The organism is Ferribacterium limneticum, assembly GCF_020510625.1.
GTDB lineage: Bacteria > Pseudomonadota > Gammaproteobacteria > Burkholderiales > Rhodocyclaceae > Azonexus > Azonexus limneticus_A.
In genome coordinates this window covers 579,859-606,699 of the sequence record NZ_CP075191.1, presented here as the reverse complement: position 1 = coordinate 606,699, position 26,841 = coordinate 579,859, and the positions used below count along the sequence as shown (strand labels likewise).

Sequence of the window (26,841 nt, the reverse complement as noted above, 5' to 3'; positions counted from 1 at the left end):
TGGATCGTGTTCATGGCTAAGGCAAAAGACATCGCTAAGGAAGCACCGAAGGCTCGCACCAGCAAGGCCAAGGATAAAGCCGCCGAAAAGGCGCTGCTCCAGGGCCAGATGGCTGAGACGCCGGAACCGCTTGACGCCGAAGCACGCAAGCTGCGCCTCAAGGCCCTGATCAAACTGGGCAAGGAGCGCGGCTACCTGACTTACGCCGAGATCAACGACCACCTGCCGGATGACGTCGTCGATGCCGAAAGTATCGAAGCGATCATCTCGACCTTCAGCGAAATGAGCATCCAGGTTTTCGACGAAGCCCCGGCGGCCGAAGACCTGCTGATGTCCGACACCGCCGCTGTGGCAGCCGACGACGAGGAAGTCGAAGCGCAGGCCGAGCAGGCGCTGTCCACCGTCGACTCCGAATTCGGCCGCACCACCGACCCGGTCCGCATGTACATGCGTGAAATGGGTTCGGTCGAACTCCTCACCCGCGAAGGCGAAATCGAGATCGCCAAGCGGATCGAGGAAGGCCTCAAGCACATGATCCAGGCGATTGCCGCCTGCCCGACGACGATTTCCGACATTCTCGAATTGGCCGCCAAGGTTGAATCCGATGAAATGCGCATCGACGAACTGGTCGATGGCCTGATCGATCCGAACGCCGTCGAAGAAGCCCCGGCCGCCGAAATGCCGGAAGCCGACGACGAAGACGACGAAGACGAATCCGACGACGAGGATGCTGGCGGCGGCGCTGCCTCGGCCTCCCTGCTGCAATTGAAGACCGACGCGCTGGAACGCTTCAAGAACATCAAGGGCATCCACGCCAAGATGCAGAAGATGCTGCCTTCCAAGGGCTCGCACGACAAGGCTTACATCAAGCTGCTGCAGCAGGTTTCCGACGAATTGATGAACATCCGCTTCACCTCGCGCTCCATTGAGCGCTTGTGTGACAGCGTGCGTGGCATGGTCGAACAGGTTCGTGGTTGCGAGCGCAAGATTCAGCAAATCTGCGTCGATCGCGTCAAGATGCCGCGCCCGCACTTCATCCAGTCCTTCCCGGGCAATGAAATCAACCTCGACTGGGCCGATGCCGAAGTGGCTGCCGCCCCCAAGACCTACGTTGCCATCCTGACCCGCAATGCACCGGACATCAAGGAAGAGCAGAAGAAGCTGCTCGCCCTGCAGGACCGCATCGGCATTCCGCTCAAGGACCTCAAGGACATCAACAAGCAGATGTCCACCGGTGAAGCCAAGGCCCGTCGCGCCAAGCGCGAAATGACCGAAGCCAACCTGCGTCTGGTCATCTCGATCGCCAAGAAATACACCAACCGCGGCCTGCAGTTCCTCGACCTGATCCAGGAAGGCAACATCGGCCTGATGAAGGCGGTGGACAAGTTCGAATACCGCCGCGGCTACAAATTCTCCACCTACGCCACGTGGTGGATTCGTCAGGCGATTACCCGCTCCATCGCCGACCAGGCACGGACCATCCGCATCCCGGTGCACATGATCGAAACGATCAACAAGATGAACCGCATCTCCCGCCAGATCCTGCAGGAAACCGGCCTCGAGCCCGATCCCGCCACGCTGGCCAAGAAGATGGACATGCCGGAAGACAAGATCCGCAAGATCATGAAAATTTCCAAGGAACCGATCTCCATGGAAACCCCGATCGGCGACGACGACGACTCCCACCTCGGCGACTTCATCGAAGACTCCGGCACCCTGGCCCCGGCCGATGCCGCGATGTACTCCAGTCTGCGCGGCGTGACCAAGGAAATCCTCGACACGCTGACGACGAGGGAAGCCAAGGTCCTGCGCATGCGTTTCGGCATCGAAATGAACACCGATCACACGCTGGAAGAAGTCGGCAAGCAATTCGACGTCACCCGCGAACGTATCCGCCAGATAGAAGCCAAAGCCCTGCGCAAACTGCGTCACCCGACCCGCTCCGACAAGTTGCGCAGTTTCGTAGATACTAACAACAGCTAAGTTTTCCGGGCCTGTAGCTCAGTTGGTTAGAGCAGAGGACTCATAATCCTTTGGTCCACGGTTCAAGTCCGTGCAGGCCCACCAATAGAACCAAGGACTTAGGGATCGCCTCTAAGTCCTTTCCCTTTCAACCTCAGCCATGTATCACTTTTGTAAGGGCTGGCACTCCACTCGCCACCCTGTCGACCATATGTAACTTGCCCAATGCTGCAATAGACGACCAATGATACTTATTGGCTTTATTTTCAGTTGCCCGGCATAAGGATGTAGCCATGAACACAGATTCAGTCCTCACCTATCTCAAAAAATACGGCCAGCTTCGCGATTCCGAAATTGCGGCAGGAACCGGTTTCGCGCTAACGGAAGTTCGCGACTCCCTCAGGGAACTCTCCGGCCGGGGCGACATTTCCCTGTGCAGCATGACTGTCTTCGAGAATGGCAAGCCGACCGAAGGTTTGTTCAGCCGAGTCTCCGGGTATTTCCCGAAACCGGCACCGGGACGTAAGCCGGGCGTGAAAAGCTAGGCAAAAACCTGCGGTTGGCGCCGAGCACCACATCGCGCGGCCCAAGAATGAAAAGCCATCCTGCGGGGTGGCTTTTGCGTTGCATGCTGCAAAACAGCCCAAACCTCCTGGATAACCGCCACATCCCTAGCCATATGGCATCACCCCTCGGTAAAATCCCAAGCGCTTAACGACCAACCATCGCTGACGCTGGCCTAGACCCGTCCGGCCAATGCCAGTCAGCAAGCGCCTAGACAAAGAAACCCTTCAACCCGGTCGTTGCACACAGGAATAATCGTGTATCCCTTCAAACATTTGCGAACCCAATGGCCGGTCGGCCACGGCTTTTTTCACACAGCAAAAATCGACATCGGTAACGATTCATACCGATATGTGTTCGACTGCGGTGCCGATGAGGAAAAAGACATCCTCCAGCAGGTCAAATGCTACCTCGCCGAAGAAGAGTCTAAAAACATTGAAATGCTGGTCGTTTCGCATTTTCACGCAGATCACGTGAACGGCATCCCCAGGCTGATCGCCGGCAGCACCGTAAAAAAACTGGTCATCCCGCATTTACCAAAAGATTTCCTTCTGGTCGCTCTCGCCAAACTAGCGAGCCAGGGGGTGCAAATATGGGAACAGTATTCCGGACTCCTGCTCGCCCCCCAGACATGGGTCAATGCCCTGGAAGGGGGCCGCGAGGTCGAAGTCGTGCGAATCGCAGCCACCGACGATGAAAATGAGCAAGATGCCCCACCACCCGACGGCAATGGTATTGCGCTTGGCCGCGGCACAGCCAGCCATACACGCCCCTATGATGTTTTTTTCCAAGGCAAGCCGCTATGGCGTTTCAAATTCTACGTCAGGCACTCCGCAAGCCTGGCGACGGCGATTACCAATAAAATTTCCGGGCAGTTCAACTTGTCACCGGATGAGTTACAGGCTTCGCTCAGGGATGCGGCGTGGATCAAGAAGAACTGGGCAACTCTCGAGCGATGCTTCAAATCGCTCGGTTCGGGAAGACAAAATGCCACAAGCTTGTGCCTGTACTCAGGCCCCAGCGCCCCACACTGGGCAGCCCTTTACGCCTTGTCCTACGCACCCTGCCGTTGCATCAACCGTTACCGCGAATGCTGCAAACTGGGCTGGTTGGGTACGGGCGACGCCCGCCTGAAATCGCACAAAAAATTCCAGGCCTTCAAGGCGCACTACGGCCATCTCCTCCATTCAGTGGCCACCCTGTCCATTCCCCATCATGGCTCCGAGCTTGACTACAACCCCGGACTGGCAATGATCGGCTGCCGCCATGTCATTACCAGCGATCAATACCCCGATCCGCATGGCAAACACCCGCATCCGGATGTCGTTGCCGACTTGAAGCTGACAAGTTGTGCCGTTGATTTTGTGACACGCGACCCGGCATCCAGACTGAATGAGCATTTTGAGGGTGATTTGTGAATTTGACGCAGTTCATGCTGCGGCACTGGCTTACCTCAGCCCCGCCGGGCGGCGTGCTCACGAGCCAGCAAACAGAGCCGTCCGGCTTCTTCACTACTGGCGCCACCAACTGCCTATAATTCCCGGCTGAACCTCATTCTCAGGGAGTCATGTCGTGGTCTGTCGCAAAATTTCCTCTCTCGCCCTGCTCTTGTTGGCAAGCACGTTCGCGCTGGCGGACATCCGGATCGGCGTGATCGCCTCGTCGACCGGGCCGACCGCCGTGGTCGGGATTCCGCAGAAGAACACCGTGGGCCTGCTGCCAACCGAAATTGGCGGCCAGAAAGTCGAATACATCGTGCTCGACGATGCCTCCGACCCGACCAATGCCGTGACCGGCGTCAAAAAACTGATTTCCGAATACAAGGTTGATGCCCTGATCGGCCCGACAACCACGCCGGCGGCGCTGGCCATGCTCGACTTCGTGGCCGAATCCCGCGTACCGCTGGTTACCACGGTCGGCTCGTCATCCATCATCCTGCCGCTCGACGACAAGCGCCGCTGGGTATTCAAGACCACCCAGAACGACGATCTGATCGCTGGCGCCCTGCTCGAGCACATGACGGCGGCCGGGACCAAGACGGTCGGATTTATCGGCTTCAACGACCCGTACGGTGAAAACTGGTTCAAGGTATTCAGCGCCATGGCCGAAAAAGCGGGACTGAAGATCATCGCCAGCGAACGCTTCAATCGAACCGATCAGTCGGTCACCGGTCAGGCACTGAAAGTCATGACCAGCAAGCCGGATGCCGTACTGATCGCGGCTACCGGCGGCCCGGCCGTCCTGCCCCAAACGACCCTGCAGGAAAAAGGCTACAAGGGCCGGATTTACCAGACCCACGGGGTTGCGACCAATGACTTCATCCGCATCGGCGGCAAGGCCGTCGAGGGAACCCTGATGGCTGGCGGGCCGATGCTGGTCGCCGGCGACCTCGTGGCGAACAACCCGATCAAGGCGGTGGCCCAAGGCTATATCAAGGCTTACGAGGGCAAATATGGCGCCGGCACGATGTCGACTTTTGGCGCCAACACTTACGACGCTGGCTTGCTGTTGCAGAAAGCCATTCCCGAAGCCCTGAAAAAGGCCAAACCGGGCTCGGTCGAGTTTCGTGCCGCCCTGCGTGATGCGCTGGAACAATCGAAGGAAGTGGTTGGTGCACAAGGCGTGTTCAACATGACGGCACAAAACCACAACGGCATGGACCAGCGCGCCCGGGTGATGATGACAGTCAGGGATGGCAAGTGGGTGCTGCTTAAGGAGTAGGAAGACACCCCAGGCGCCGACTACCAGATAGATTCGACGCCCAAAAACAAAAACGGCCTGTGAAATCTCGCAGGCCGTTTTTATTGGTGAGGTAGTTCAGCGTTCGCTCTGACGCTGGCCGAACGACGCGGCGCAGGCCGGCGAACGAAAACGAAGGATGGGGTCGTCGCTTGGCAACACGCCATTGGTCATGAGCAACGGATCGTCGTTGATCGGTTCGCAGGCGGCGGGTTGGCTTTGGGGTGCTGCGCCGACGCACACGGAGACCATGCTCAACTTGCTCCATCGATCCTGGCGAGACGCCATAGCGACGTCACCTCGGCCGAGCGCGCGGCATGCAGGGGGTCACTTGCATCCTGTGCCTTCGGGTGTTTCGGGCGGGTATCGAGACGCTCGATTACTTTCAAGCCGGCCGCCGAAATCCAGCCGAGCAATTCAGCCCGCGAGCGCAGGCCGAGGTGTTCGGCAATATCTGAAATGATCAGCCAGCCCTCGCCCTTCGGGGCCAGATGGGCGACCAGCCCGCCCAGAAAGCCGCGCAGCATCCGTGAATCGGGATCATAGACCGCATACTCCACCGGCGAGGTCGGCTGTGCCGGCACCCACGGTGGATTGCAGACGATGAGCGGCGCCAGACCTTCGGGAAACAGGTCAGCCTTGATGATTTCAATCGCCGACGCCAAGCCAAGTTTTTCCACATTTTCACTGGCACAGGCCAGCGCCCGTGCATCCTGATCGGTGGCGACAACATGCTTGACGCCACGACGTGCCAGCACGGCAGCGATGATGCCGGAGCCGGTGCCGATATCGAAAGCCCGTTCGCAATTCGCCGGCAACGGTGCCGTCGCGATCAGATCGACATACTCGCCGCGCACCGGAGAAAAAACGCCGTAATGCGGATAGATGCGCCCTTGCACCGCCGGCACGGGGATGCCCTTCTTGCGCCATTCGTGAGCACTGACGACGGCCAGCAATTCGCGCAACGAGACCACGGAATCCGCCTGCCCTGCCGGCCCATAGGCCTCGATGCAGGCATCTCGCACGTCCTGGGCGCGGCGCAAAGGGATGCAGTACGCGGCATCGAGCGGCACCAGCAAGCGATTGAGCAAGGCGGCGCGCAGCCCCTGTTGCTCGCGATGCCGGGCAAAGACCTCGGCCGGGGTCTTCGGCGCCTTGCCACGCCCTGCGCCAAAACGACGGTCTGCCCGCTTGGTCAGCGCCTGCATCAGATGTCTGGCATTGACCCAGTCGCCGCGCCAGAGCAAGGCTGTGCCCGATTCTAGCGAACGATAGGCATCATCCGCAGAGGTTCGGTCGTCGGCGATTCCAACGCAGAGATGGGGCGCGATGCCGGCTTCCGAACGCCAGCACGCAAGGTGTTCCTGACCGGCTTCCTGCCAGCGAATAGTGGGGGTCTTGGCGATGTTCATGCCGCATTGTAGGGCACTTCCGGCGCGCGCTTTAGTCTTACAATCCCTCGCATCCCCAGCCATGAGCCTAACAAAACCATGAAATTCGAAGGTACCGATAGCTACGTCGCCACCCGCGACCTGACCCTGGCGGTCAATGCCGCCGTCGCCCTGCAACGCCCGCTGCTCATCAAGGGCGAGCCCGGCACCGGCAAGACGCTGCTCGCCGAGGAAGTGGCGCGGGCGCTGAACATGCCGCTCTTTCAGTGGCACATCAAATCGACCACCAAGGCCCAGCAGGGGCTTTATGAATACGACGCCGTATCCCGCCTGCGCGACTCGCAGCTTGGCGACCCACGCGTTGAGGACATCGGCCACTACATCGTGCATGGCGTGTTGTGGCAGGCCTTTGAATGTGACGAACCGTCGGTCGTGCTGATCGACGAAATCGACAAGGCCGACATCGAGTTCCCCAACGACCTGCTGCGCGAACTCGACCGCATGGAATTCCACTGCTACGAGTTGCACCGCACGATCAAGGCAAAACACCGGCCGCTGATCATCATCACCTCAAACAACGAGAAGGAACTACCCGATGCTTTCCTGCGCCGTTGCTTCTTCCACTACATCAAGTTTCCGGACAAGGAGACCATGCAGCGCATCGTCGGCGTCCATTTTCCGGTGCTCAAGCATGAGTTGTTGAAGGAAGCGCTGGAAGTCTTCTTCGATCTGCGCGAGGTGCCCGGCCTGAAGAAAAAGCCCTCGACCAGCGAACTGATCGACTGGCTGAAGCTGCTGCTGGCCGAAGACATCCCACCAGAAGCCTTGCGCGCCAAGGAGGCCAGGGATGCCATCCCGCCGCTGCACGGCGCCCTGCTCAAGAATGAACAGGATGTGCACCTGTTTGAACGCCTGGCCTTCATGAGCCGCCGCAAGCCGTAAATGTTGGTCGATTTCTTCCTGCACCTTAAGTCGCGCCAGTTGCCGGTGTCGACCAACGAGTTGCTGGCCCTGCTCGAAGCACTTGAAGCGCGGCTGGTCAGCGGCAGCCTGGACGATTTCTATCTGTTGTCACGCACCCTGCTGGTCAAGGATGAAGCCCTCTACGACCGCTTCGACCGGGCCTTTGGCGAATACTTCAAGGGCATCGAAGCGCTGCCCGGCTTCGATGCCATGGTGTCGGAGGAATGGCTGGAACTGGCGGCGCGCAAGCATCTTTCGGAGGCTGACCGGGCCCGACTGCAAAAGCTCGGCTACGAAAAGGTGCTCGAGCAGTTGAAGGAGCGCTTGGCCGAACAGAAGGAACGCCACGCCGGCGGCAGCAAGTGGATCGGCACCGCCGGCACCTCGCCTTTTGGGCACGGCGGCTATAACCCGGAAGGCGTGCGCATCGGCGGCGAATCGGTTGGCAACCGGACGGCGATCAAGGTCTGGGACCAGCGCGAATTCCGCAATCTCGACGACTCGCTCGACCTTGGTGTACGCAACATCAAGGTCGCGCTGCGTCGCCTGCGTCGCTTCGCCCGCAAGGGAGCGGCGACCGAACTCGACCTTGATGGCACCATCGCCGGCACGGCCCGCAACGGCGGCTGGCTGGACCTGCACCTGCGCCCGGAACGGCATAACGCGATCAAGGTGCTGCTTTTCCTCGATATTGGTGGCTCGATGGACGATCACATCCAGGCCTGCGAGGAACTCTTTTCAGCCGCCCGCTCGGAATTCAAGCACCTCGAACACTTCTACTTCCACAACTGTGTCTATGAAGGCGTCTGGAAGGACAACCGCCGGCGGCATGGCGAAAAACTGTCGACCTGGGATGTCATCCACACCTACGGCCCGGACTACAAGCTGATCTTCGTCGGCGATGCCAGCATGAGCCCCTACGAGGTCGCCCGCCCCGGCGGCAGCGTCGAACACTGGAACGAGGAGGCCGGCGCCGTCTGGCTGCAGCGTCTGGTCGATACCTGGCACCACGTGGCCTGGCTCAACCCGCTACCCGAAGAGCACTGGGGCTACACGCCGTCGATCGGCATGATCAAGCAGGTGGTTGGCAACGACAGGATGTTCCCGCTGACCATCGACGGCCTGGAGCGCGCCATGCGCCACCTGTCAAAATAAAAATGAAGTGGAAAGCCGGCCGATAAGCCGGGTTTTGTTCCCCTCTTGCGAGGTTCGGCAATCATTCCTCTAGGCCTGCCGTCACCGACAGGCTCAAGCAACCTACCCGGAAGCAGCGCGGGCCACGCCTCAGCTTCCCTATTTGGTCTTGCTCCGGATGGGGTTTACCGTGCCGTCCGCCGTTACCGTGGACGCGGTGAGCTCTTACCTCGCCGTTTCACCCTTACCTGTGCGTTTTGCAACGCCATCGGCGGTCTATTCTCTGTTGCACTTTCCGTTGCCTTGGGTCTTGCGACCGTATAGCACCCAGCCGTTAACTGGCATCCCGCCCAATGGAGCCCGGACTTTCCTCCCGGCACTTACGTGCCCAGCGATTGCCTGGCCGACTTTCCAGCGCGGATTATACGCGTGCCGGACGAGCAATCAGATCGGCAGCAGGCGATAAAACTTGTGCTCAATCGGTAGCGGCGGCGCCTCGGGCGCCTCGGGGTCGGTTTGAAAACTGGGGGCAACATGCACCAGCTCGACCGTGAAGCGTTCGGTATAGAGCGTCAGCAATTCCTCGGCGACATTGGGTTCAGCACCATCGGCATCACCCTCTTCCGGATCCTCTGCGGTCAACAGGAAAATCGGACAGGTTTCGGGGATCAGGGCATGCAGGTGCGCCACATAGGTCACCCGAACCGTTTCCGGCAGGGCCGTCAGCGCCGCGCGATCGTATACCGCAGAAATAGGCCCAAGATCAGCCGCCGTCAGCGCAAAAATATCGCCGCAAAAGATACGGATCGGACCACTCGACCATTCGGTCAGCCGGCCCACCTGCCGGCGAGCCGGCAGCAGACCGTTTTCACGAAAGAAAGCCCGAACCGCAATCGGACTCAGTTCGACGCCGATCACCTCGCATACCTGCTGGGCCAACCACAGCAGATCCAGGCTTTTCCCACACAACGGTACGAAGATCCGGCTACCCGCCCCCAGGTTCAGGCTATGCCAGTAGCGAATCAGCAGCTGATTGACCGTCTTCTGATGGAATTCGATATTCCGGTCACGCCAGCATTGCTGCCAAAGCGCATTATCGGGATTGCTCACGAAGCGATCCCGCGATGAAAATGCAGGAAACTGCCGCGATAGGCCTCGCCATCGGCAAAGGTGCAATCTGCCTTCGATTCGCCATACAGGTAGCCGAAACCCGCCATCGCCCGCCGAAAAGCCGGGCGGTTGCCGCGATTGGGATCGACGATCAACACCTCGCCACCAAGCGCCGAATGACGGTCGATGAAAGTGGCCAGCATCAGCGGCTGATCGCGCTCATAGAGCACGTCACTGCCGATGATCAGGTCGAACAGCCCAAGCTCGGGATTGTCCCGCCCCCAGTTGCCATCGGCGTAAGTCATTGGGCCAAGGTGGTTGAGGAGCAGATTCTCTTCGAGGAAAAGACGGCTCATCGGGTGAGCATCGCTGGCCGTCATGTCGCCGGAGCGCCGATGAACGACCAGGCTGGCCAGGCAGAGGCCTGCCCCGATCTCGAGGATGCGCTTGCCGACCAGATCGAAGCTATCCATCGTCCTGGCCAGCACCCGGGCCGATGGCCAGATCTGCCCGAAGAGCGACCAGCTGGCCGGTGAAATGCCGGCGGCTTCCGCCTCACCTTCGGGGTCGTGGTATTGCTGGCGATCGAGCAAGGAACGGATTTGATAATCCGAATTGCCGATGGCAACGGTCTGGAACCGGACCTGATAACCAGGCATGGGCACCTCTTCTTTTGAGGAAAGCGTGTATGTACGTCAGAAAATGTTCCGATCGAACGGGCACAACGCTTTCGAGAAGAGCGATGCAGGGCCGAAGAGGCACTCGCTGGGGAGACCGGGCAAGCCGGTCCGCCGAGGGTAACACCGGACGCCCCCTCGACCTATTGTTACCTTCAGCCGGCGGCCAGTGGCAGCGCCGTTTTATCGACCACCTTGCGCAGCACGAAACTGGAATGCACACCGGTCACCCCCTGAATCCGGGTGATCTTGTTGAGCAGCAGATCCTGATAGCCATCCATGTCCCTGACCACGACTTTCAGCTGGTAATCCGACTGCTGGCCGGTGATCAGCAGGCATTCGAGCACCTCCGGAATTTCCGAAATCGTCGCCTCCAGGTTGGCGAAGCGCTCCGGCGTGTGCTGGTCCATCGAAATGCCAATCAGCGCCATCAGCGACAGGCCGAGCTTCTTGGCGTCGAGCATGGCGCGGTAACCGGTGATCAGACCCGACTCCTCAAGCACCCGCACGCGACGCAGGCAGGGTGAAGGCGACAGGCCAATACGGTCGGCCAGATCCTGGTTACTGATCCGGCCATCGACCTGCAGAATGGCGAGAATTTCGCGGTCGTAGCGATCAAGCTCCATTTTATTGCCCGATAAATTAATAAAACAAAATTATCTGCCAATTTATAAGCAATTCATAGCCAACTTCGCAAGCACCTGCCAGCCGCTTTAGCCTAATATTTCGCCATCGCAAAACGTTTTCCGGAGCACACCATGATCGCCAACCCCGCCACCAAATACACCGCCTTTCCGCCGGTCCAGCTTGCCGACCGGCAGTGGCCGAACCGCACGATCACCCAGCCGCCAATCTGGATGAGCACCGACCTTCGCGATGGCAACCAGTCGCTTTTCGAGCCGATGAATGCCGAGAAGAAGATGCGCATGTTCAAGATGCTCTGCGACATCGGCTTCAAGGAAATCGAAGTCGCCTTTCCGTCCGCCTCGGAAACCGAATTTGGTTTCGTTCGCAACCTTATCGAGGGCGGCCACATTCCCGAGGACGTCACCATCGAAGTCCTCACCCAGGCCCGCGAACACCTGATCCGCCGCACATTCGAATCGCTCAAGGGCGCGAAGAAAGCCATCGTCCACGTCTATAACGCCACCAGCAAGACTTTCCGCGACAACGTTTTCGGCATGAGCAAGGCCGAGGTCGTGCAGATGGCCGTCGATGCCGTCAAGCTCATCAAGGCGCAGGCCGAGGCGATGCCGGAGACCGAGATTACCCTCGAATACAGCCCGGAACTCTTCACCGCCACCGAGCTCGATTTCGCCAAGGAAGTTTGCGATGCCGTGACCGCCGCCTGGGGCGCCACGCCGCAGCGCAAGGTCATCCTCAATCTCCCGACCACGGTCGAAATCGCCACGCCCAACATCTACGCCGACCAGATCGAGTGGATGCACCGCAACCTTGCCCGTCGCGACAGCGTGCTCATCAGCCTTCACCCGCACAACGACCGCGGCACCGCCGTCGCCGCCGCCGAACTCGGCCTCATGGCCGGCGCCGACCGCGTCGAGGGCTGCCTCTTCGGCAATGGCGAGCGCACCGGCAACGTCGATCTCGTCACCGTCGCCCTCAACATGTACACGCAGGGCGTCCATCCGGGCCTCGATTTCTCGGACATCAACGCCGTCGCCCGCACTTTCGAACACTGCAACCAGCTCCCGATCCACCCACGCCACCCATACGTCGGGGATCTCGTTTTCACGGCCTTCTCCGGCTCCCACCAGGATGCCATCAAGAAGGGGTTTTCCGCTCAAGAGGCGGACGAGACATGGTCAGTGCCCTACCTCCCGATCGACCCGGCCGACGTCGGCCGCAGCTACGACTCGGTCATCCGCGTCAACAGCCAGTCGGGCAAGGGCGGCATCGCCTACCTGATGGAGACCGAGCACGGCGTGGTCATGCCACGCCGCTTGCAGGTCGAATTCTCCGGCGTCGTCCAGCAGCACACCGACACCCACGGCGGCGAAGTGAGCGCCGACGGCATCTGGACGATGTTTGCCCAGACCTATCTCGATGCCAGCACGCCAATCCATTACCGCGAGCACCACCTCTTCGAGCAAGGCAGCAATCAGGGCATCCGCTTGAACATCGACATCGATGGCACGCCGCATATCCTCACCGGCGAAGGCAACGGCCCGATCAATGCCGCTGTCCATGCCCTCCAGAGTGCCGGCATCGCCATTCAGGTCCGCAGCTACGAGGAACGTTCGATGGTGCCAATTGGCGAAGACGGCAATGCCCGGGCCTGCGCCTTCATGGAAATCGCCGGCAAGGGTGGCGACACGAGCGCGAGCGAATGCTACGGGGTCGGCGTCGACAGCAACATCGTCACCGCTTCGATCAAGGCCTTGCTCAGCGGGGTCAATCGCCTCGGTGCCGCCCGGATGCGCGGCGAGCAGCAACAAGCGGCCTGACGCACCGCACAATCCCTTGCCAAAACATCGGCAAGGGATTGAATTTTCTAATATTTTCCTTGCCTACCAGTATTTCGGCGCGTAGAATTCTGCCAGCCTCGTGCCGCACAGCCTTGGCCAATTCGTTCTGCCCGCGTAAATGCTGTCCCTGCCGCTTCTTCGCTCCGCGAACCACCGGCACGCCGTACTGATCATTTCCCCGTCGCAAAGCGCCGTTTTATTGCTCGCTTGAGCGCTTCCGGCTTTTCCGGCCTTCCGGATGCCGTCACTTTGGGGAATACATGGTCCGCATCCAGTTCGCAATCGATCTGCAATATGAACTGAACTATCCGGGCGCCGATTTCGTTTTCAACATCCACGCTGCACAGACTACCAGCCAGTCCATCATCAGCGAAAGCCTGGTGGTCAGCCAGCAAGTGCCGACGGTCATCCAGACCGCCCCGGCGACTCACGCCCGCTTCCTGCGCCTGACTGCCGCCCCGGGGCCGCTGCACATTGCCTATCAGGCCTTGGTCGACATCGACCACCACATCGGCAATCCGGACCTCATTCCGGAAACACCGATTGGCCAATTGCCGCTCTCGGTACTGAGCTACATCTACCCCAGCCGCTACTGCCAGTCCGACCGCCTCGCCATGCTGTCGATGAGCGAATTCGGTCATCTGCCCAAAGGCTATCGACGCGTCGAAGCCATTCGCAACTGGGTCAACAAGCACGTCGCCTTCCGCAGCAACACCACGAGCTCGACGACTTCGGCACTTGATACAGTGACCGACCGCGTCGGCGTCTGCCGTGACTTCGCGCACCTGATGATCGCCATCTGCCGCGCGCTGAGCATTCCGGCCCGCTTCACGACCGGTATCGACTACGGTGCCGACCCGGCCCTCGGCCCGACCGACTTCCATGCCTACGTCGAGGTCTTCCTCGGCGGCCGCTGGTACATGTTCGATCCGTCCGGCACCGCCATTCCGATGGGCTTCGTCCGCTTGGGTACCGGGCGCGATGCGGCCGATGTGTCCTATGCCACCATCTTCGGCGGTGTTTCCTCGCCGCCGCCGCTGATTTCCGTCACTGCCATTACCGAACCCGGCCGGCCGTGGGAACTACCCCGCCACCGACCGGAAGCGATTTCGACCGATGCAGCACCGGTCGACGCCGCGTAAACCCTATTTTTCAATTACTGGAGAACACACTTGGCTAAAGAAGAACTACTTGAAATGCAAGGCGTCGTGAACGACGTCCTCCCCGACACCCGCTTCCGCGTCACGCTAGAAAACGGCCATGAACTGATCGCCTACACCTCCGGCAAGATGAAGAAGAACCACATCCGCATCCTGGTCGGCGACAAGGTCACGCTCGAACTCTCGCCCTACGATCTCTCCAAGGGCCGCATCACCTTCCGCCACATCGAAAATCGCGGCACCCCGAATCCGCAAGCGCAGCGCCGCCGCTACTAAGCTTTGGCGCGCCGTCCCGGACGAAACTGCCAGGTATCGTCGTAGTAGTCCGGGTTCTCGCTCTCCGGCGTCACGCCGGGAATCCCCAGCAGGGGAAGTGGTTGGAAATCACGCGGCCGGGTGTATTTACCGCTCGCCAGATCGGCGGCCAGCAAGGTGTCGACAGCAGATAGCTGAGCCTCGGTCGACATGCTAAGCCAGTCCTCACTCACTTCATGCAGCACCGCCTTTGCGGTCAGCCCACGGAATGGCTTGAGCAGCTGTTCGTAGGTCGCGTGGCCGAAGATCACGAAACGCATGCTGCGAATCACCTCGGCCCGGCGCTCAACGAACAATTCCTTCCAGCAAAAACCGCGGAGCAGGTCGAGCAACTCCGGCTGACTGGATAGCACGACGATGCCGCATTCGTCGAAGTGGGTCAGCACATCCCGTGCGTTGGTGCGCTTTTCGCCCGGCGCCTGCATGGCGCGCATGTGGGCGGCACTGACGGCGATCTTGGTCTTCGGAAAACTCAGCCAGGCCAGCGCGTTGAAGAAGTCGTGCCAGTTGTCCGGCCGGGTTTCGACCTCGCCGCTTTCCCAGATCCGGCACTCATAGACCAGGCCATCCGGCTGCGGCGGAACGAAACTAATCCGTTGGCCATTTTCGGCATGGATCGGGAACTGCGTGGCCAGTTCAGCCACGGCTTGGGTGTCGGGCCGCGGCGGTAGTCGCTCAAGCCAGTGCCGCAAGGGCTCGAACAGTGGCGACGCGTAAAGGCTGGCCGCGCTCACTCTTCAGCGGGAGCGGCTTCTTTCTCTTCCTTGACGAAGACCAGTTGCCCTTTCTTGACGCGGAAAGTACCCATCATCTGGCCCATGCCCTCGGCCGGTTCGCCATCCATCTTGGCCAAACTCTCGCAAGTCTGCGTTTCAGTGGCGAACATCTTTTTGCCGACCTTGATGATGAACGCTCCTGAAGGCACCTGATAGACCTCGACCTTGGTCTTGTCGGTCCCGGCGCCCAGGTTATGTCGGCGCATGCAGGCCGGCATCCGCGAAACCACCAGATAGAGATTGACCTTGCTGTCCCAGAAATAGGGCTGCTCGCGGATCAGCGACAGCACATGCTCGCGGGTATTGTCGATTTCATACGTTGCGCCATCGTTCACGCAGGCAGTGAGCAGCGGAACAGCCAGCAGCGGCAGAAGGAGATGGCGCAGACGCATGATGGTTTTCCTCAGAGCATTTTCCAGGACAACGTTTCACCGGCCCGCAGCGGAACGATGGCGTCGGTGCTGATGTACGGGTAGTCGGCCGGCACGGTCCAGTTTTCCTTGACCAGAGTCACCGTGCCGCTGTTGCGCGGCAGGCCGTACCAGTCCGGGCCGTTGAAACTGGCGAAAGCTTCCAGCTTGTCGAGTGCACCGGCCTGCTCGAAGGCTTCGGCATAAAGCTCCAGCGCCGCATAGGCGGTGTAGCAGCCGGCACAACCGCAGGCCGCCTCCTTGGCGCCCTTGGCGTGCGGCGCCGAATCGGTGCCGAGGAAGAATTTCGGGTTGCCGGAAATGGCGGCAGCCACCAGCGCCTCGCGATGGGTCTCGCGCTTCAGCACCGGCAGGCAGTACCAGTGCGGCCGAACGCCGCCCTGGAAGATGGCATTGCGGTTGTAGAGCAGATGGTGGACGGTGATGGTCGCGGCGACGTTGGCCGGCGATGCAGCCACGAACTCGGCAGCATCCTTGGTCGTGATGTGCTCCATGACCACCTTCAGATTCGGGAAGCGCTGGGTCAGCGGTAGCAGCACGGTATCAATGAAGACTTTCTCGCGGTCGAAGAGGTCGACCTTCTGATCGGTTACCTCACCATGCACCAGCAATGGCAGCCCGAGACGTTCCATTTCGGCCAGCGTGTCGTAGGCCTTGGCGACATCGGTCAAACCGGCATCGGAATTGGTCGTCGCCCCGGCCGGGTAGAGCTTCACTGCCTTGACGAAACCGGAAGCGGCGGCCTTGGTGATTTCGCTGGCCGGCGTGTTGTCGGTCAGGTACAGCGTCATCAGCGGCTCGAAGCAGGCGCCGGCCGGCAAGGCGGCAACGATACGATCACGATAGGCGGCGGCCTGCTCGACGGTGGTCACCGGCGGCTTCAGGTTGGGCATGACGATGGCGCGGCCGAACTGGCGAGCCGTATGGGCAAGAACGGAAGCCAGCGCATCGCCGTCACGCAGATGGAGATGCCAGTCGTCGGGGCGGGTAATGGTGATTTGCATGGGTATTCTCGAAACAGTTTCCGCGATTTTAGCTTTTCAGGGCCAGGGCGCGCTCATAAAGCGCATTTTTTGCCATGCCGGTGATCTGCGAGGCCAGCTTGGCGGCCTGTTTGACTGGCAGGCCTTCGGCCAGCAGCAGCTTCAGGACCCGTTCGCCCTCGCCACTGTCGGTATCCGCCGGGGCGCCGGAAAGCATCAGAACGAATTCGCCACGCTGGCGGTTGGGGTCGGCCTTGAGCCAGTCGAGCGCTTCGGCCAAGGGCAGGGAATGGATCGATTCGAAGAGCTTGGTCAGTTCGCGGGCAATGACCAGTGTCCGCTCGCCGAACACCGTCGCCATGTCTTCGACGGTTTCCAGCACCCGGTGTGGCGCTTCGTAGAAGACCAGTGCACAGGGCTGTTCGCGCAATTCCTCCAGCGCTTGCCGACGTTGCCCACCCTTCGCCGGCAGGAAGCCATAAAAAAGGAAATGTTCATCGAGCAGGCCAGAGCCGGACAGTGCCGTGGTCGCCGCGCAAGGACCGGGCAGCGGCACGACCTTGCAGCCGGCAGCACGAACGGCAGCGACGATGCGGGCACCGGGATCGGAAATACCGGGGGTGCCGGCATCGGAAATCAGCGCCACCGCTTCACCGGCGCGCAGCTTGTCGACAATGCGAGCGGCGGCTTCGTGTTCGTTGTGCTGATGCGCCGGAATGGTTCGCGCCTGGGCGCCCAGTTGCTTGAGCAGCGGGCCGCTGTGGCGGGTATCCTCGGCGGCGACCCAGGGTACGGTGCGCAGAATTTCTTCGGAGCGACGGGTCAGATCGGCGAGATTCCCGAGCGGCGTCGGGACGACATACAATGCGGCGGACTCTTCCATCATTCTTCCGTCATTTTTATCAGCATGCAGGCAAAGGCCAACGATACCACCACCGTGCGCGGCCGCGAAGCCGAGGACCGGGCAGCCCGCTATCTGGAGCGCGGCGGCCTGCGCCTCATCGAGCGAAATTTCCGCATTCGGGGCGGCGAGATCGACCTGATCTGCCGCGATGGCAAGGGGCTGGTTTTCGTCGAAGTCCGCCAGCGCAGCCGCAGCGATTTCGGTGGCGCCGGGGCCAGCATCACGGCCGGCAAGCGCCGGCGCATCGTGCTCGCCGCCCAGCACTACCTGCTCGGCAAGGCGGACTGCGACTGCCGTTTCGACTGCGTCCTGATCGACGGCGAGCAACTTGAATGGATCAAGCATGCGTTTTCTGCTGACGATTAGCCTGCTCTGCTGGCTGGCGACCGCGCAGGCCGAAAGCATCCGTGTATTGGTGCAAAGTTCGCCATTGGCCGGCAGCCAGTATTACGCGCTTGAAGAATTCTGGTCGGCGATCAAGGTCGGCGATGGGCTCGAACTGATCCGCGAACCGGACAACAAATACGATAGACACGCCATCCGTGTCGAGTGGCACGGTCACAAGCTGGGCTATGTGCCGCGCGCCCAGAACCGGGCCGTTGCAGCGGCGATGGATGCCGGCGACCGGCTCACGGCCCGCGTGTCGTCCCTGAGCGACAACAAAAACCCATGGCAGCGTGTGGCGTTCGAAGTGTTCATGGAGCTGTGAGGTAGAATGCCTCGATCTATAGCCTTAAACCTTTGAACGACATGGATTTGATCGCCCGCGTTACCCAGCACTTCGAAGACAGTGCCCAAACCAAGCTGAATGCCGTCGACGCGATGGCCGCCCCGATTGCCGCCGCCATCGAGACGATGACCAACTGCCTGATCAACGGCGGCAAGATTCTGGCCTGCGGCAACGGCGGCTCAGCCGGCGATTCCCAGCATTTCGCAGCTGAACTGATCGGCCGTTTCGAAGCCGAGCGCCAGGAACTGGCTGCGATTGCCCTGACCACCGACAGCTCGATCATCACCGCCGTCGGCAACGACTACTCGTTCAGCCAGATTTTTTCCCGTCAGGTGCGTGGCCTCGGTCATGCCGGCGACGTGCTGCTGGCCATCTCCACGTCCGGCAATTCCGGCAACATCATCGAAGCGATCAAGGCCGCCCACGAACACGACATGCACGTCGTGGCGCTGACCGGCAAGGGTGGCGGCCAGATCGGCGAAATGCTGCGCGACGACGACATTCATCTTTGCGTACCGGCCGACCGGACGGCACGCATTCAGGAAACCCACCTTGTCGCGATTCATTGCCTGTGCGATGGGATCGATGCACTCTTACTGGGAGTCGAATAATGCAAAAAATCAAACTGAGCCTTGCCGCCATTGTCATGATCGCAGCACTGCCGGCCCTGCAGGGCTGCGTCGAAGCCGCCCTGCTCGGCACCGCCGCTGCGGCCAGCGTCATGTCGGCCCATGACCGCCGCTCGACCGGCACGCAGACCGACGACGAAACGACCGAATGGAAGGCCAACCAGCGCGTTCCCGAGCAGTACAAGAACCAGGCGCACGCCAACTTTACGGTCTTCAACCGTCGCGTGCTGATCACCGGCGAAGTGCCGAATGAAGAAGTCAAATCGACCATCGAGTCCGAAGTGCGCAAGCTCGAAGGCGTGCGTGAGGTCTATAACGAGCTCGGCATCGGCGCGGCCACGCCGCTCGGCAGCCGCAGCAACGACAGCTTCATCACCTCCAAGGTCAAGGCCCGCCTGGTCGATACCAACCAGCTGTCGGCTAACCACATCAAGGTGCTGACCGAGCGTGGCATCGTTTTCCTGATGGGTATCGTGAACGAACGCGAAGCCAAGGTCGCCGTCGCCGTCGCCCGCACCACGGCTGGCGTCGTCAAGGTGGTCAATGTCCTGGAAATCGTCAGCGACGATGAAACCCGCCGCCTCGACAACCAGGTGCTCGGCTCGCGCAGCACCCCGCCGCAGTCTGCCCCGGTCGAAAATCGCTGACCCCCTCCCCGGGCAAGGCAGGACAGGAGTAAGCTGACAGGGCGTGCCGGAAGGTACGCCCTGATCGCATTTGGGGGGCATCATGAATCTCGAAAAAGTCATTTTCGGTTTCTTCATCCTGTTGGCGGCCACGCTCAACTTCGGCTTCTTCATTGGCGACATCGGCAACCCGGAGTTGCATAGCGTTTATGAACTGGCCGCCGCCCTGGTCGTCAGCCTGATCGCCACCGCGCTGAAGTTCGGTGACCGTACGCAGATCGGCGCCATCCACCTGTCCACCAGCCTGGTCGCCGACCTGCAGTTGATCGCCGCCGCCATCACCTGGGGCGTCGCGGTACACATCACCGGCGTTGGCATGACGGCGCATGTTACTTCGAGCGTCGTTTCGCTGTCCGGGGGCGCGCTGTTTGCCAACATTGTCTCGGTCATCATCCTGATCGTCGAAACCGTGATGCTGCGCCGCTAGGCGGGAGCTCAGCGTGAATAGCGCCTTCTTCCTGGTTCTGCGCCGCATGCGGGCGCCGATCATCGTGCTGATCGTCATCTACGCGATCTCGGTGGTCGGCCTGACGCTGGTGCCCGGCGTCGATGCCGAAGGCAAGATGACGGCGCCGATGAGCTTCTTCCACGCCTTCTACTTCATCAGCTACACCGCAACAACCATCGGCTTCGGCGAAATCCCCGTCGCCTTCTCCGATGCGCAGCGCCTGTGGGTCACCGTCTGCATCTACCTGACCGTCGTCGGCTGGTCCTACTCGGTGGTCACGCTGATTGCCCTGCTCCAGGACAAAGGCTTCCAGAACACGCTGACCAGCAACCGCTTCACGCGCCGCGTCCGCCAGCTCAAGGCGCCGTTCTATCTGATCTGCGGCTGCGGCGAAACCGGCAACCTGGTTGCTCGCACCTTCGACCGTATCGACCAGGCTTTCGTCGTGCTCGAAAAGGACGAACTGCGCGTCGAGGAGCTCGACCTGCAGGATTTCAAGACCGATACCCCGGCCCTCGCCGCCGATGCCCGGCAACCCGACAACCTGCTGCTGGCCGGACTCAAGCATCCCAAATGCCGGGGCGTGCTCGCCATCACCAACGACGAGGAGGCCAACCTGGCCATCGCCATCGCCGTCCGCCTGCTCAACCCGGACATCCCGGTCATCGCCCGCGCGCGGACGCCGGCCGTGACCGCCAACATGGCCTCCTTCGGCACCGACCACATCATCACGCCCTTCACGCAGTTCGCCGACCACCTGGCGCTGGCCGTCGCCTCACCGGAGCGCTTCCGGCTGATCGAACTGCTGACCAGCCTGCCGGAAACGCCGATCCCCGAGCCGCACCGGCCGCCGCGCGGCCACTGGATCCTGTGCGGCTACGGCAGCTTCGGGCAGGCGGTGGCCGAACGCCTGCGCGATACCGGCATCACCCTGAGCATTATCGACCCGGCGGCCCAGGATGCCGACCAGAACTTTAGCGGCAACGGCACCGAGGCCGGCACGCTGCGCCAGGCCGGCATCGCCAATGCCTCGGGCATCGTGGCCGGCAGCGACAACGATGTGAATAACCTGTCGATCGCCGTGACCGCCAGCGAGATCAATCCTTCCCTGTTCGTCGTCATCCGCCAGAACCATGCCGCCAACAGCGCCCTGTTCGAGGCCTACGACGCGGATTTCACCGTGCGCCCGAGCCGCATCGTCGCCCAGGAAAGCATCGCCATCCTGACTGCCCCCTTGCTGGCGCGCTTTCTCGATCGCCTCCATGCTCTGGATGAGGCGCAATGCCGGCAACTGGTCGAGCGCCTGCACTGTGAGTGCGGCGGCCTGACCCCGGTGCTCTGGGACAATCGCCTGAATGCCGCGGAAGCCCCGGCGGCCTGGCAGGCGCTGATGCACGACAGCCGGATCCGCCTCGCCGATCTGCTGGTCGACGGCGCCGATCGCCAGCAACGCCTGGCCGTCGTTCCGCTGCTCGTGGAGCGCGGCAGCGACTACTTCCTGCTGCCGGCCGACGATTTTGTGCTGCAGGCCGGCGACCAACTGCTGTTTGCCAGCCCCCTTGCCGCCCAGCGGAGTCTGGAAATGACGCTGCGCAATGCCAACGAACTCGATTTCGTACTGACCGGTCACGAAAATTCCGGCAGCCTGCTTGGCAAGCTGCTGGCTGCCCGCTGAAGCCATTACTTGCCGATGAAACGCGCCATCAAATCGCGTCGATTGAGCGCCCCAGTCTTGCCAAAGATCTGTTCGATATGGCTGCGCACGGTCCAGAAGGAAATGGCCAGCTGTCGCGCAATCTCTTTGTCAGTCAGGCCTTCCAGTATTTTCTCGGCGATTTCCCGCTCACGAGGCGAGAGATGGGACATGAAGTCCTGCCCTTCCATTATCGGTACGATCTGCCCTGCAAGGGGCGTACCCCGCATTTGATCCAACCCGGCATAGGAACGCAGGACTTTATGAAGGCGCCAAACAAATTCTTCGGGTGAAAAAGGCTTGCTGATGAAGTCGTCCGCCCCGCTCTTCAAAGCCAACAGACGACGCGGCAAATCGTCATAGCCCGACATCACAAGAATGGGCTGCCGGTTCAGGTGGTTCTGGCGAATACTGCGGACCAGGGTGATGCCGCTCTGAATGTCATTGAGCACCACATCGATAATGACCAGCTGGTATTTCTCCGGCCGATAGCGAGCCGATGCAGCCTTGACGTTTTTGCAGACATCAACATCGAGGCCCAACACCTGGCACAGATGAACCACATACTCGGCATGCGAATCCGAATCTTCAACCAACAGAACCCGGCCACTGAACGCCAGGTTTTCTCTGGCCGAGCCGTAACCGCCGATGAACTCGTTCAGGGCACGGAGGTCCTTGCGCAGAAATACCTCAGTTGCCCCCGCCCGCATGGCAATTTTAGCCAGCGAGCGATCCTCGTTTCCCGTCACAAATGCAATCGGCAACATTGCCGTTTCCAGCGAAAGCCTGACGGCCTCAATTAGCTGAAAACTGTCTCCGTCGGCCAATTCATTGGCCACGACCATCAGTGAATATTGTTCCTCAAGCAGGAGCAAGGCATCGGCTTCGCCGCCACATGCCACGAACTCAAGACCATGTTGCGCAACCATTCCCCCAACAATTGCCTGCTGGGTTGAAGAAGGCTCAACACATAGCAGTTTTTTTGGATTAGGCAACATGAGGATACGAATTGAACATTTATATCAAGCTTAACAATTTTAGAGCCATACCACCCCCTAACTTTAGGGGTAACTACAAAGATATCCCCCCCTAGAATCCACCTCCTTTCCCGCTGTCCGACAAGAATGAAATCTCCCATGAAGCGCGCGCTCTCATCTCTGGAACGAGCCCGTCGGCTATTGGACCATCCTGAAATCAAGCCGGACGTTCATACGATCCTGAATGACCTGATGCATGAACTGGTTGATCAGGGGGGAATTCGGCAGCATGGACGACCACTGCTCTCCCAAATTCAAGGAGACGATGAGCAGTCCTGGCTGTATGCCCTGCTGGAAGCGCTGACCGAAACCTGCATTTCACTCACCGAAAACCCTTGCGAGACGGAAAGCAGATTACGCCAGCAAATCAACCAGGGCATTCTGGATTGCCGGGAAAAACTGGCGACAAGCTGATACGACAACAGACCGGCCGAAACCCCCTGGGCTTGATCACTTGCGCTCAGGCAGCCATCACCCGGCGCAGCCCTCGCATCAGCGAGCCGATGGCCGGCAGTTTCATGTATAGCTCCTCGGCGGTATCCCAGTAATCGCGGTGGTAATTGACCTTACCGTCGGCGTCGAACCTGAGGTGAGAAACGCCGCGCATGACCTGCGCCTCGCCCTTGCCCCACAGCCGGACGCGGAAGTAAAACTCCCAGATCAGCATGGCGCCATGCTCATCGACTACTTTCTCGGTGACGACGAAGCGCGGCTCGGCGACCTGGCTGAACATGTGGGTGAAGATGCGCTGGATGGCGGCGATGCCACGCACCTCGTTGAATGGATCCTTGAAATAGGCATCGGCGCTGTAGAACTCGGGAAAGCGGGCCACGCTGTCCGGGGCGAACTCGTTGTAAAAACAGATCAGCTTGTCGAGATTCATCTCAGCCTCCGGTAAAGCGGCGTATCAGGGGGAAATACCAGCCATAGGGCAAATGGGCGAACAGCTTCATCAGGCGGGTGAAGCGCTTGGGAAAGTGGATTTCGAAAGCCCCCGTTCTGAACCCGTCGACCACGGCCAGCGCCGCCTGTTCCGGCGTTTGCAGGGCCGGCATGGCGAAATCGTTCTTCGCGGTCAGCTGGGTCGAGACGAACCCGGGGTTGATCACCCAGACCCCGACGCCCTTGGGCGCCAGATCAAGATGCAGCACTTCGGAAAAATGGATCAGCGCTGCCTTGCCCGGCCCGTAGCAGAGCGCCTTGGGCAGGCCGCGATAACCGGCGACACTGGCCACGAAAGCGATGCCGCCGCCCGGCTGCAGATCGGGCAGAACGGTCGCAGCAAGGCGCATGGCACCATTGAAATTGACCTCGATGACCCGCTCGGCGACCGTCAGATCGAAGTTGTCGGCGCGCATCGGGACATAGTCACCAGCCAGATAAACAACCAGGTCGACGCCGCCCCAGACCGCCAGCAAGCCCTGGCGGGTTGCGCCCAGACTGACCGGATCGGTGGCATCGCAGGGCAACAGCAAGGCATCAGCAATACCCAGCGCCAGCAACTTGTCGACGCTGCGTGCCGACAAAGCCAGCTTGGCACCGCGCTCGGCCAGTTCGCGCGCCAGGGCGGCGCCGATGCCGGAGGAAGCGCCCACCAGCCAGACGCGCTTGCCTTGCCAGTCGGTGATTTTCGGGTTCATGGCCATTACTGCCGCTTGACGAAGGTCAGCGTCACTTCGCCAAGGTTGAAGCCCCACTTCGACATGAACGAGCGGTTCATCATCACCTTGTCGTCCATCAGAAACATCCAGTCGTCGAAGTCGACGTTGTAAACCTTGCCGTCGACCGGCAGCGCCAGCACGTAGCGCCAGCGCAGCGCATTGCCGGCCACTTCGCCGATTGCCTCGCCGACGACATCGTCGGCCTTGCCGCGGAACGTGCCATCCGGCTGCCGGGTCAGCGTCCAGATACGACGCGAAGTCGTGCCGTCGGACCACTTGAAGTTTTCGTCGAGGACGCCGACTTCACCGGTCCATTTGGCATCGATGACGACGTGGAAGCGTTTCTTCACTTCACCCGAGCGCCCCTGGAACATGCCCCAGGCATCGAGCGTCCCGTTCAGGTAGGTCTTCAGGTCGAGGGCCGGCTGTTCGGCTCGGTATTGTTCGACGCCGGTCGAGGCACAGGCGGTCAGGCCAAGGGAAAACAGAGCAGCAGCGAGCAGTTTCATGATTCAGACTCCAGAGAATGACGCCAGCGCCAGAGCAAGGCCGCGGCCAATGCCTTGAAAGCAAGTGGCAACAGGGCATAGGCAAAGGTCAGCGCCGGCAGACCGGCCGTACTGCCCGGCACATAGCCGAGCAGCGCCAGCAAGGGCAGGGAAAGCCCGGCCGCCAGCGCCAGGTTGAGTTTCGAGACAAAATTCCAGACGCCAAAACAGGCGCCCGGCTGCCCCTGTCGTTCGCCAAGATCGGCCGCAATCGCCGCCGGCAACGCGAGATCGGCGCCGAGCGTCAGCCCGGAAGCAACGCAGATCAGGGCAAAGGGCCAGAGATCGCCCGCTCCGAGCAGGCTGGCGCCGGCAAAGGCGATGATGGACAGGCCCATCGCCAGCAGCCAGGCGACAACGCGCCCCTGACGGGCCGCCAGCTTCACCCACAGGGGCAGCGACGCCGCACCGGCGACAAAATAGAGCGCCAGCAAGGGCCCGCTGGCGCTTTCCAGTTGCAGGACATCGGCGACAAAAAACAGGAACAGCGTGGCTGGCAGGGCGGCGGCAATGCCATTGGCGACGAACACCAGTAGCAGGCGGCGGAAGGCCAGATCGGCGAAAACGCGACGCAAGCTGGGCAACAGCGCCTGGCGCGAGGCAACCACCGGCCGCCCCACCCCAACCCGGATGAAGGTCGTTGCAGCTGCGATCAGCAGCAAGGGGGGCAATATCCAGCTCAAGCGGGCGATGCCGTCGTTAAGGCTGCCGGCCAGCACCGTCGGCAGCGCCGCGGCGAGCACGACGCCGAGCAACCCGAAGCCTTCCCGGGCGGCGGTCAGCCGGGTGCGCAAGCCGGAGTCGCTTCCCACATCCGCCCCCCAGGCTTGATAGGCGACAGTGGCGGCCGAAAAGCCGAGGTAGGTCAGGGCCAGCGATGCAAGCAGCCAGATGCTGACATTTTCGGACGGCGGATTGAGCAGCGCGACGAAGCCCAGCCCAAAAGGCAGCAGGGCCAGCGCCACCATGCGGCGCCGCGAAACCCGGTCGGCCAGCCAGCCCAGCCACGGGTCGATGCCGGCATCGAGCAGACGGGCACCGAGCAGGATGAAGCCGAGGAGGGCGAGCGGCAGGCCGGCTGTTTCGGCGTAGAAACGCGGGACGTGAACGTAGATGGGGAGGGCGGCGAAGGCTAGCGGGAGGCCTAGCAGGCCGTAGGCAAGGATGCGGGAGGGGGTCATGGGGTGGGCTCTCCCATGGCCTTCAAAGCGTGGTCTGCGCGGAGTTTTTGAGGACGGGGCTCGTTCAATCGTTGTTTTTCGCGCTTGAGGCGCGCCGCACTTTCTTTTGCTTCGCCAAAAGAAAGTGCGCAAAGAAAAGGCGACCCAAGGGCGGTGCCGGCTTCGCCGGTTCCCTGTGCTACTCGTCGTTGGCGGGGGCACCCCAAGAGTACTTCTTCCCGATGCTGCGCATCGCTCAGGGCGCTGCGGAACTCGGGCTGCGCCCTCAGACAGTCCTCGCCCTTGTTCCGCCAACGCCTGCGTTGCTCGGCGCCTTCAATGGGCCCCTGAAAACCATCCCGAACCCAAGCAGTGGAACCTTCACAACACAGCATTCGGCGTCGTGCAGGTTGATCCATGACGCCTTTCCGGCCCCTTGAGAGGCGCTGAGCAACGCAGGCGGGCCGGGGGCAGTCGGCTTGCCTTGTCTGAGCCGCAGGCGAGTTCAGGCAAGCCACCCGGCCTGCCGAGTAGCGCAAGGAACCCCGAAGGGGCGCCGACCCAGGGTCGCCTTTTCTTTGCGTACTTTCTTTTGGCGAAGCAAAAGAAAGTACGGCGCGCCGCAAGCGCGAAAAACAACGGTCGAACGAGCGC

General features: G+C 61.0%; 30 protein-coding genes, 1 tRNA gene and 1 other RNA gene. 17 read left to right on the top strand and 15 right to left on the bottom strand.

The genetic code is table 11. The features are described 5' to 3' along the window. Positions 1 to 12: 12 nt before the first annotated feature. The 5 genes from rpoD (at position 13) to KI617_RS02835 (ending at position 5,247) form a co-directional block, all read left to right on the top strand. Positions 13 to 1,983 (top strand): RNA polymerase sigma factor RpoD, encoded by a 1,971-nt coding sequence (gene rpoD, locus KI617_RS02855; protein ID WP_404826775.1) that lies wholly within the window; start codon positions 13 to 15, stop codon positions 1,981 to 1,983. 7 nt (positions 1,984 to 1,990) lie between these two features. Then, positions 1,991 to 2,067, top strand: a tRNA-Ile gene (locus KI617_RS02850). Positions 2,068 to 2,255: 188 nt separating this feature from the next. Continuing rightward, positions 2,256 to 2,507, top strand: a complete 252-nt coding sequence (locus KI617_RS02845; RefSeq protein ID WP_226450423.1) for a transcriptional regulator — start codon at positions 2,256 to 2,258, stop codon at positions 2,505 to 2,507. A gap of 276 nt (positions 2,508 to 2,783) precedes the next feature. Then, positions 2,784 to 3,944, top strand: coding sequence for an MBL fold metallo-hydrolase (locus KI617_RS02840; RefSeq protein WP_226450421.1), 1,161 nt, complete (start codon positions 2,784 to 2,786; stop codon positions 3,942 to 3,944). 154 nt (positions 3,945 to 4,098) lie between these two features. After that, a complete protein-coding gene (locus KI617_RS02835) occupies positions 4,099 to 5,247 on the top strand; it encodes an ABC transporter substrate-binding protein (RefSeq protein WP_226450419.1) in 1,149 nt (382 codons plus the stop codon). Positions 5,248 to 5,343: 96 nt separating this feature from the next. Here KI617_RS02835 and KI617_RS02830 read toward each other — a convergent pair whose 3' ends face one another. Together KI617_RS02830 and KI617_RS02825 are read right to left on the bottom strand one after the other, a co-directional pair. Then, complete coding sequence (locus KI617_RS02830; protein ID WP_226450417.1) at positions 5,344 to 5,523, bottom strand: hypothetical protein; 180 nt, start codon at positions 5,521 to 5,523, stop codon at positions 5,344 to 5,346. Then, a complete protein-coding gene (locus KI617_RS02825; RefSeq protein WP_226450415.1) occupies positions 5,520 to 6,677 on the bottom strand; it encodes a methyltransferase in 1,158 nt (385 codons plus the stop codon). Before KI617_RS02825 ends, KI617_RS02830 begins: the two co-directional genes overlap by 4 nt. Before the next feature lie 78 nt (positions 6,678 to 6,755). On the opposite strand from KI617_RS02825, the gene KI617_RS02820 reads away from it, so the two are divergent. Both KI617_RS02820 and KI617_RS02815 read left to right on the top strand, forming a co-directional pair. Next, positions 6,756 to 7,598, top strand: coding sequence for an AAA family ATPase (locus tag KI617_RS02820; protein WP_226450413.1), 843 nt, complete (start codon positions 6,756 to 6,758; stop codon positions 7,596 to 7,598). Beyond that, positions 7,599 to 8,774, top strand: a complete 1,176-nt coding sequence (locus KI617_RS02815; RefSeq protein ID WP_226450411.1) for a vWA domain-containing protein — start codon at positions 7,599 to 7,601, stop codon at positions 8,772 to 8,774. It abuts the gene before it with no gap. 7 nt (positions 8,775 to 8,781) lie between these two features. On the opposite strand, the gene rnpB is transcribed toward KI617_RS02815, so the two are convergent. The 4 genes from rnpB to KI617_RS02795 all read right to left on the bottom strand — a co-directional run bounded on the left by rnpB (position 8,782) and on the right by KI617_RS02795 (position 11,166). Then, an RNA gene (gene rnpB, locus KI617_RS02810) (RNase P RNA component class A) lies at positions 8,782 to 9,164 on the bottom strand. A 33-nt stretch (positions 9,165 to 9,197) separates the two neighbouring features. Continuing rightward, a complete protein-coding gene (locus tag KI617_RS02805; protein WP_226450409.1) occupies positions 9,198 to 9,863 on the bottom strand; it encodes a thiopurine S-methyltransferase in 666 nt (221 codons plus the stop codon). Continuing rightward, on the bottom strand, positions 9,860 to 10,522 hold the full coding sequence (locus tag KI617_RS02800; protein ID WP_226450407.1) for a class I SAM-dependent methyltransferase: 663 nt from the start codon (positions 10,520 to 10,522) through the stop codon (positions 9,860 to 9,862). Before KI617_RS02800 ends, KI617_RS02805 begins: the two co-directional genes overlap by 4 nt. Positions 10,523 to 10,695: 173 nt before the next feature. After that, positions 10,696 to 11,166 carry an Lrp/AsnC family transcriptional regulator gene (locus KI617_RS02795; protein ID WP_226450405.1) on the bottom strand — a complete coding sequence of 157 codons (471 nt, stop codon included), beginning with the start codon at positions 11,164 to 11,166 and terminating at the stop codon, positions 10,696 to 10,698. A 132-nt stretch (positions 11,167 to 11,298) separates the two neighbouring features. Here KI617_RS02795 and leuA point away from each other — a divergent pair, with 132 nt between their 5' ends. The 3 genes from leuA (at position 11,299) to infA (ending at position 14,462) form a co-directional block, all read left to right on the top strand. Then, complete coding sequence (gene leuA, locus KI617_RS02790; protein ID WP_226450403.1) at positions 11,299 to 13,005, top strand: 2-isopropylmalate synthase; 1,707 nt, start codon at positions 11,299 to 11,301, stop codon at positions 13,003 to 13,005. A gap of 281 nt (positions 13,006 to 13,286) precedes the next feature. Continuing rightward, positions 13,287 to 14,168 (top strand): transglutaminase-like domain-containing protein, encoded by an 882-nt coding sequence (locus tag KI617_RS02785; protein ID WP_226450401.1) that lies wholly within the window; start codon positions 13,287 to 13,289, stop codon positions 14,166 to 14,168. A 30-nt stretch (positions 14,169 to 14,198) separates the two neighbouring features. Further along, the gene (gene infA, locus KI617_RS02780; protein WP_011286275.1) at positions 14,199 to 14,462 is read left to right on the top strand and encodes a translation initiation factor IF-1; all 264 of its coding nucleotides are present in this window, start codon (positions 14,199 to 14,201) and stop codon (positions 14,460 to 14,462) included. Here the strand turns inward: infA and KI617_RS02775 are convergent. From KI617_RS02775 to rsmI, 4 genes are read right to left on the bottom strand one after another with little or no spacing between them, the layout of a single operon-like run. Beyond that, positions 14,459 to 15,235, bottom strand: a complete 777-nt coding sequence (locus KI617_RS02775) for a DUF3025 domain-containing protein (RefSeq protein WP_226450399.1) — start codon at positions 15,233 to 15,235, stop codon at positions 14,459 to 14,461. The genes infA and KI617_RS02775 overlap by 4 nt on opposite strands. Next, complete coding sequence (locus KI617_RS02770) at positions 15,232 to 15,669, bottom strand: hypothetical protein (RefSeq protein WP_226450397.1); 438 nt, start codon at positions 15,667 to 15,669, stop codon at positions 15,232 to 15,234. Before KI617_RS02770 ends, KI617_RS02775 begins: the two co-directional genes overlap by 4 nt. An 11-nt stretch (positions 15,670 to 15,680) precedes the next feature. After that, positions 15,681 to 16,712, bottom strand: a complete 1,032-nt coding sequence (gene pyrC, locus KI617_RS02765) for a dihydroorotase (RefSeq protein WP_226450395.1) — start codon at positions 16,710 to 16,712, stop codon at positions 15,681 to 15,683. A gap of 28 nt (positions 16,713 to 16,740) precedes the next feature. Further along, entirely contained in the window at positions 16,741 to 17,577 is an 837-nt protein-coding gene (rsmI, locus tag KI617_RS02760; RefSeq protein ID WP_226450393.1) for a 16S rRNA (cytidine(1402)-2'-O)-methyltransferase, read from the bottom strand. A 21-nt stretch (positions 17,578 to 17,598) separates the two neighbouring features. On the opposite strand from rsmI, the gene KI617_RS02755 reads away from it, so the two are divergent. The 6 genes from KI617_RS02755 (at position 17,599) to KI617_RS02730 (ending at position 21,763) form a co-directional block, all read left to right on the top strand. Beyond that, a complete protein-coding gene (locus KI617_RS02755; protein ID WP_226450391.1) occupies positions 17,599 to 17,961 on the top strand; it encodes a YraN family protein in 363 nt (120 codons plus the stop codon). Further along, positions 17,939 to 18,304 carry an HIRAN domain-containing protein gene (locus KI617_RS02750; protein ID WP_226450389.1) on the top strand — a complete coding sequence of 122 codons (366 nt, stop codon included), beginning with the start codon at positions 17,939 to 17,941 and terminating at the stop codon, positions 18,302 to 18,304. The genes KI617_RS02755 and KI617_RS02750 overlap by 23 nt, the downstream gene beginning before the upstream one ends. 41 nt (positions 18,305 to 18,345) lie before the next feature. Further along, positions 18,346 to 18,936, top strand: coding sequence for a phosphoheptose isomerase (locus KI617_RS02745; RefSeq protein WP_226450387.1), 591 nt, complete (start codon positions 18,346 to 18,348; stop codon positions 18,934 to 18,936). Beyond that, a complete protein-coding gene (locus KI617_RS02740; protein WP_226450385.1) occupies positions 18,936 to 19,601 on the top strand; it encodes a BON domain-containing protein in 666 nt (221 codons plus the stop codon). Before KI617_RS02745 ends, KI617_RS02740 begins: the two co-directional genes overlap by 1 nt. A gap of 82 nt (positions 19,602 to 19,683) precedes the next feature. After that, positions 19,684 to 20,067: a DUF6394 family protein gene (locus tag KI617_RS02735; protein WP_226450383.1), complete on the top strand. Its 384-nt coding sequence runs from the start codon at positions 19,684 to 19,686 to the stop codon at positions 20,065 to 20,067. Positions 20,068 to 20,080: 13 nt separating this feature from the next. Further along, positions 20,081 to 21,763, top strand: a complete 1,683-nt coding sequence (locus KI617_RS02730) for a potassium channel family protein (protein ID WP_226450381.1) — start codon at positions 20,081 to 20,083, stop codon at positions 21,761 to 21,763. 5 nt (positions 21,764 to 21,768) lie between these two features. Here the strand turns inward: KI617_RS02730 and KI617_RS02725 are convergent, their stop codons facing one another. Further along, positions 21,769 to 22,779 (bottom strand): response regulator, encoded by a 1,011-nt coding sequence (locus KI617_RS02725; RefSeq protein ID WP_226450379.1) that lies wholly within the window; start codon positions 22,777 to 22,779, stop codon positions 21,769 to 21,771. 138 nt (positions 22,780 to 22,917) lie between these two features. Here KI617_RS02725 and KI617_RS02720 point away from each other — a divergent pair, with 138 nt between their 5' ends. Further along, on the top strand, positions 22,918 to 23,232 hold the full coding sequence (locus tag KI617_RS02720) for a hypothetical protein (RefSeq protein ID WP_226450377.1): 315 nt from the start codon (positions 22,918 to 22,920) through the stop codon (positions 23,230 to 23,232). Between the two features lie 46 nt (positions 23,233 to 23,278). Here the strand turns inward: KI617_RS02720 and KI617_RS02715 are convergent, their stop codons facing one another. The 4 genes from KI617_RS02715 to KI617_RS02700 are packed head-to-tail and all read right to left on the bottom strand — an operon-like array spanning position 23,279 to position 26,208. Continuing rightward, a complete protein-coding gene (locus KI617_RS02715) occupies positions 23,279 to 23,701 on the bottom strand; it encodes a nuclear transport factor 2 family protein (protein ID WP_226450376.1) in 423 nt (140 codons plus the stop codon). Between the two features lies 1 nt (position 23,702). Then, positions 23,703 to 24,458 carry an SDR family NAD(P)-dependent oxidoreductase gene (locus KI617_RS02710; RefSeq protein WP_226450374.1) on the bottom strand — a complete coding sequence of 252 codons (756 nt, stop codon included), beginning with the start codon at positions 24,456 to 24,458 and terminating at the stop codon, positions 23,703 to 23,705. Positions 24,459 to 24,463: 5 nt separating this feature from the next. After that, on the bottom strand, positions 24,464 to 24,988 hold the full coding sequence (locus KI617_RS02705) for a DUF3833 domain-containing protein (RefSeq protein WP_226450372.1): 525 nt from the start codon (positions 24,986 to 24,988) through the stop codon (positions 24,464 to 24,466). Continuing rightward, positions 24,985 to 26,208 carry an MFS transporter gene (locus KI617_RS02700; RefSeq protein WP_226450370.1) on the bottom strand — a complete coding sequence of 408 codons (1,224 nt, stop codon included), beginning with the start codon at positions 26,206 to 26,208 and terminating at the stop codon, positions 24,985 to 24,987. The genes KI617_RS02705 and KI617_RS02700 overlap by 4 nt, the downstream gene beginning before the upstream one ends. Positions 26,209 to 26,841 lie beyond the last annotated feature (633 nt).

Bases quoted from the DNA above. Each gene is read 5' to 3' on its own strand.
- rpoD (WP_404826775.1), top strand. From the start codon at position 13: ATGGCTAAGGCAAAAGACATCGCTAAGGAAGCACCGAAGGCTCGCACC.
- KI617_RS02845 (WP_226450423.1), top strand. From the start codon at position 2,256: ATGAACACAGATTCAGTCCTCACCTATCTCAAAAAATACGGCCAGCTT.
- KI617_RS02825 (WP_226450415.1), bottom strand. From the start codon at position 6,677: ATGAACATCGCCAAGACCCCCACTATTCGCTGGCAGGAAGCCGGTCAG.
- KI617_RS02820 (WP_226450413.1), top strand. From the start codon at position 6,756: ATGAAATTCGAAGGTACCGATAGCTACGTCGCCACCCGCGACCTGACC.
- KI617_RS02815 (WP_226450411.1), top strand. From the start codon at position 7,599: ATGTTGGTCGATTTCTTCCTGCACCTTAAGTCGCGCCAGTTGCCGGTG.
- KI617_RS02800 (WP_226450407.1), bottom strand. From the start codon at position 10,522: ATGCCTGGTTATCAGGTCCGGTTCCAGACCGTTGCCATCGGCAATTCG.
- KI617_RS02795 (WP_226450405.1), bottom strand. From the start codon at position 11,166: ATGGAGCTTGATCGCTACGACCGCGAAATTCTCGCCATTCTGCAGGTC.
- leuA (WP_226450403.1), top strand. From the start codon at position 11,299: ATGATCGCCAACCCCGCCACCAAATACACCGCCTTTCCGCCGGTCCAG.
- KI617_RS02785 (WP_226450401.1), top strand. From the start codon at position 13,287: ATGGTCCGCATCCAGTTCGCAATCGATCTGCAATATGAACTGAACTAT.
- KI617_RS02770 (WP_226450397.1), bottom strand. From the start codon at position 15,669: ATGCGTCTGCGCCATCTCCTTCTGCCGCTGCTGGCTGTTCCGCTGCTC.
- pyrC (WP_226450395.1), bottom strand. From the start codon at position 16,712: ATGCAAATCACCATTACCCGCCCCGACGACTGGCATCTCCATCTGCGT.
- rsmI (WP_226450393.1), bottom strand. From the start codon at position 17,577: ATGATGGAAGAGTCCGCCGCATTGTATGTCGTCCCGACGCCGCTCGGG.
- KI617_RS02755 (WP_226450391.1), top strand. From the start codon at position 17,599: ATGCAGGCAAAGGCCAACGATACCACCACCGTGCGCGGCCGCGAAGCC.
- KI617_RS02750 (WP_226450389.1), top strand. From the start codon at position 17,939: ATGCGTTTTCTGCTGACGATTAGCCTGCTCTGCTGGCTGGCGACCGCG.
- KI617_RS02745 (WP_226450387.1), top strand. From the start codon at position 18,346: ATGGATTTGATCGCCCGCGTTACCCAGCACTTCGAAGACAGTGCCCAA.
- KI617_RS02740 (WP_226450385.1), top strand. From the start codon at position 18,936: ATGCAAAAAATCAAACTGAGCCTTGCCGCCATTGTCATGATCGCAGCA.
- KI617_RS02735 (WP_226450383.1), top strand. From the start codon at position 19,684: ATGAATCTCGAAAAAGTCATTTTCGGTTTCTTCATCCTGTTGGCGGCC.
- KI617_RS02725 (WP_226450379.1), bottom strand. From the start codon at position 22,779: ATGTTGCCTAATCCAAAAAAACTGCTATGTGTTGAGCCTTCTTCAACC.
- KI617_RS02720 (WP_226450377.1), top strand. From the start codon at position 22,918: ATGAAGCGCGCGCTCTCATCTCTGGAACGAGCCCGTCGGCTATTGGAC.
- KI617_RS02715 (WP_226450376.1), bottom strand. From the start codon at position 23,701: ATGAATCTCGACAAGCTGATCTGTTTTTACAACGAGTTCGCCCCGGAC.
- KI617_RS02710 (WP_226450374.1), bottom strand. From the start codon at position 24,458: ATGAACCCGAAAATCACCGACTGGCAAGGCAAGCGCGTCTGGCTGGTG.
- KI617_RS02705 (WP_226450372.1), bottom strand. From the start codon at position 24,988: ATGAAACTGCTCGCTGCTGCTCTGTTTTCCCTTGGCCTGACCGCCTGT.
- KI617_RS02700 (WP_226450370.1), bottom strand. From the start codon at position 26,208: ATGACCCCCTCCCGCATCCTTGCCTACGGCCTGCTAGGCCTCCCGCTA.